Genomic DNA, 4,485 nt, shown 5'->3' on the forward strand with positions numbered 1-4,485 from the left:
CGCGCGCGCAGCGTGCGTGCGAGCGCGAGGCCGTCGAGGCCGGGCAGGTCGAGATCGAGCAGGGCGAGGTCGAACGGTATCGAGTCGATCTCGGCGAGTGCGGCGAGACCGTGTTCGGCATGGCGCACGCGATGGCCCTGCGCGTCGAGCAGGCCGGCGATCACGGCGGCGACGGTCGCGTCGTCCTCGACGAGCAGGATGTTCAGGCTGCGCGCCGGGGCGGCTTGCGTCTGCGCGACTGCCGCCGTTTTTATACTTTTGTCTTTTTCCACATCCTCGCGCAGCGGCAGGACGACGCGGAACGTGCTGCCGGTGCCTTCCTCGCTGTCGAGCGTAATCTCGCCGCCCATGCGCGCGACGAGCTCGCGGCAGATAGCAAGACCGAGACCGCTGCCGCCATGGCGCTGCTGCGTACCCTGGGCTTGCTCGAAACGCTGGAACAGGCGCGCGCGCGTCGATTCGGCGATACCGGGGCCAGTGTCGCGCACGCTGAATACGGCAGCGCCGTTCGTGTTGCGCACCAGAGTCAGCGCCACGCTGCCGCGCTCGGTGAACTTGATCGCGTTGTTGGCGAGGTTGAGGAACACCTGCTTGATCCGCACCGCATCGCCGCGCACGTGCCGCGGCGAATCCGCGGCTACTGTCGCAACGAAGGCCAAGCCCTTCTTCTCCGCGAGCGGGCGCACGAGGTCGGCGACTTCGGCAACGAGCGAGTGCAGATCGAACGGCGCGTCTTCCAGCTCCAGCTTGCCAGCTTCGATGCGCGCGAGATCAAGCGAGTCGTTGACCATGCGCAGCATCATCTGCCCCGAAGACTGGATCGCCTCGGCGTAGCCGCGCTGTTTCGCTTCGAGCGGCGTGCGCAGCAGCAGCTCGGTCATGCCGAGCACGCCGGTCATCGGCGTGCGGATCTCATGGCCCATCGTGGCGAGGAAATCGCTCTTCGCCGCGCTCGCTGCCTCGGCGAAGCGGCGCTGCTGTTCGGCGAGCGCTAACGCGTGGCGGCGCAGCAGGCGCGCGCGGTAGCTGCGGAACACCCACCATGCGAGAAGCAATGCGGCGAGCACGTAGCCGGCGTAGGCCCAACGCGTCGCCCATGGCGGTGCGGGTTGGTCGAAATGCAGCGGCGCCAGCTCGCTCCACGCACCGCTTGCATTCGCCGCGCGCAGACGCAATGTGTGGCGGCCGGCAGGCAGCTGCGAGTACTCGCGCTCACCGCGGTTGCCCGTGTCTACCCAGTCGGCGTCGACGCCGCTCATCTTCCATTGGTAGCGGTTGCCTGCGGGATTGGCGTAGGACAGGGCTGCCGCGTGCAGGCGCAGGTCGCGGTCGTCCCAGGCCAGCATCGTTGCCGCCACGGCGGCATCGAGTGCGATGTCGCGCCCGCCGCGGCGCACGCTGAGGTTCTCGAGCACGAGCGGCGGCGGCGATGGATTGTCGACGATACGTTCGGGCACGAAACCGACGATGCCGCCGAACGTGCTGCCGAACACGCTGCCGTCGCGTCGCTTGAGCAGCGGCATGCGCGAGAACTCCGCATTGGCGAGGCCGTCGCGCGCGTCGAACCGGCGCACCGCGCGCGTGTTCGGATCGTAGCGCCAGAGACCACGCGCGCTGCTGACCCAGACGAAGCCGCGTGCGTCGACCTGCATGCCGCCGACGCTCAGAGCGGGCCAGCCGGATTTCGCGTCGATGCGCTCGATCGCCTCGAGCGTGCCGTCGCGTTCGCGATAATGTTCGAGCGTGCCGGGGAGATGCAGCCACAGCGTGCCGTCGGCTGCCCAGGCGAATTGAATCACGCGCGACGAAGGCGCACCCGGCACCGGGGCGAAGTGCTGCACGGTCGTATCGAAGCGGTCCAGCCCGGCAGCGCTGGCGACGAGGACGGCACCGTCGCTGTCGAATCCGATCTGATCGACCTCGGTATTGCGCAAGCCCGCGTTCTGCGCGTCGAATCGTTCGATCGCGTGCGTGACCGGGTCGACGCGATGTATCGCGTTGCCGTAGCTGCCGAGCCAAATCGCGCCCGAAGCGGACTCGACCATCTGCAGCACCATGCCCGGCACGACGGCGTCGGCGCGCTTGCGGTCGGCCGGCAGATCGCTGAACTTGCCGCTTTCCAGGTCGTAGACGCGCACCCCGCGGCCGTGGCCGACCCAGAGCTGGCCATGCCGGTCGGCGAGCACCGACCACAGCGCTTTGTCCGGCGTGGGCAGGCGTGTGTCGGCGCGTTCCACGCTGCCGCTGGCAGGATCGACGCGATCGATGCCCCCACCCGTGCTGACCGCCCAGACCGAACCTGCGGCGTCTTCGGCCAGACCCTGCACGCGGTTCGCCGACAGGCTGGCCGGATTGGTTGGATCGTTGCGATACAGACTGAAGTTGCGCCAATGCGGCGACAGGCGCGCGACGCCACCCTCGGTCGTGGTGAACCAGAGGCCGCCCTCGTGATCGCGCATCACATCCAGAACCATGTTGCCGGACAAACTGCCGGGCACGGCAGAATTTTCCTGATAGCCGTATAGACGTCCATTCGCATCGATGCGGTTGAGGCCATTGCGCGTGCCGACCCATAGTTCGCCGGCGGCGTCGCGGATCACGGAATAGGCATAGGGATCGTTCAATCCGCGCTCGGCGACGACGGTCGCATTGCCGTCCTTGCCGATGCGCAGCAGGCCGTGGCGCGTGCCGGCAAGCAGGCTGCCGTCGGCATCGTCGACCAGGTTGGTGACATTGAAGCGTCCATCGCCGGTCACAGCGGAGAGATCGATGTGGCGGATGGTGCCATTTGCCTCGCGCACGTCGATGCCGGAATCCAGGCCGATCCACAGGCGCGCGGCGCCGTCGAAATGCAGCGAGAGCACGTTGTCCGAAGCCAGGCCCTGCGCGCTTCCCGGCTGCTTGCGCAGGTGCGTGATGTGGCCGCTGCGTGGATCGAGCCGATCGACGCCGCCACCATAGCCACCGACCCAGATCGCACCGTCCGCATCATCGGTGACGGTCCAGACGTCATTGGACGACAGGCTAGCCGCATCATTCGCATCGTGGCGGTAGTGGACGAAGCGATCGCCCGCGGCCGGATCGAGCATTGACAGGCCGTCATCGCCCCCGCACCAGATGCGGCCCGCGCGATCGGCGTACACGGTCGGCACATCGTTGCTCGCGATCGAGGTAGGATCGCCGGCGTCGTGCTGCCAGACGCGGAAACCGGCACCGTCGTAGCGCGCCAGGCCATCGCGCGTGCCGACCCAGATGAAACCCCTGCGATCCTCGATGATCTTGTAGACGTAACTCGACGGCAGGCCATCGGCCACGCCCAGCACCTGAAAATATGGCGTGGCGAGCAACGCCGGCTGTGCATGCGCAGCCGGCGCATCGGCAACAGGCGCCGCAGCACCGAGCAGTGCGACGAAAACCAGATTGGCGAACATTCCCTCTCCCCGCCGTGGCTGTCGCGATCATGCCAGAAACGCGATGCGCTCCAGTAGAATCGGGCCATTCCCTACCGGGTTTCGCATGGCCAATCCCAGCCGTCCACTGCGCTTGATCCTGATCGCCGTGCTTGCGCTCGTGCTCGCCGCTGCGCTGTGGGCGACGATCGCCGCACTGCGCGGCGGCATCGCGCTGTGGCAGGAGTTGCGCGATCTGCCCGCCTGGCTGCAATACATCACGACAGGCCTGCTCGGCGCAGTCGTGCTCGGCTTCGCCTGGCTCGTCTGGCGCATGCTGCGGCCGCGGCCGCGCAAGCCTGTCGCCGTCAAGGCGCCCGAGCGCGCCGAAGTGCAGGCGCGCCTCGACGTGCTCGCGCAGCAACGCGCCGACACGGAAGAACTGCAATCGGAACTCGCCGAACTCGACCGGCGTGCGCGCAGCGAGCAACTCCACGTCGCCGTGTTCGGCGAGATCAGCGCCGGCAAGTCGAGCCTGATCCGTGCGCTCGCCGCGGGTGCCGCGCCGACATCGGATGTGCTTGGCGGCACCACGCATGCCGTCGCGCACTACGCCGCGCGCATCGGTGAAGCCGAGGTCGTCTATGCCGATGTGCCCGGCACGCACGAGGTTTCCGGCAAGACGCGCGAGGCGATCGCGCGTGACGAAGCGCTGCGTGCGCATGTCGTGCTCTACGTCTGCGCCGGCGACCTGACCCGCGACCAGGATGCGGAACTCCACTGGCTGCGCGGCTTCGGCAAGCCGCTCGTGCTCGTGCTCAACAAGGCGGATCAGTTGTTCGAAGCCGAACGGCTCGCGCTCGCCGCCGCGTTGCGACAGAAGTACCGCGACGCCACCGATGCACAGGTCGTGGTCAGTGCCGGCGGCTCGCAGACGGTCGAACGCCATCTTGCCGACGGCCACGTCGAGACAGTGACGCGCGAGCGCAAGGCCGATGTCGGCGCGCTCGTCGAGGTGCTCGCGCACCAGGTGCGCAGCGGCGCGGCGGCGTTCGAGCCCGCGCGCGAGGCCGCGGTACTGAGCCGGGTCGACGCG

2 protein-coding genes are annotated in these 4,485 nt (G+C 68.2%); one reads left to right on the plus strand and one right to left on the minus strand.

Going from position 1 to position 4,485, the window contains the following annotated elements; genetic code table 11:
* Nucleotides 1-3,431 (minus strand): ligand-binding sensor domain-containing protein (locus VF497_RS10460; protein WP_330888395.1); only part of this gene is annotated, 3,431 nt, incomplete at its 3' end.
* Between the two features lie 85 nt (nt 3,432-3,516).
* On the opposite strand from VF497_RS10460, the gene VF497_RS10465 reads away from it, so the two are divergent.
* A partial coding sequence (locus VF497_RS10465) for a GTPase (protein WP_330888397.1) occupies nt 3,517-4,485 on the plus strand: 969 nt, incomplete at its 3' end.

Origin of the sequence: Rudaea sp. (assembly GCF_036383415.1) — a bacterium.
GTDB lineage: Bacteria > Pseudomonadota > Gammaproteobacteria > Xanthomonadales > Rhodanobacteraceae > Rudaea.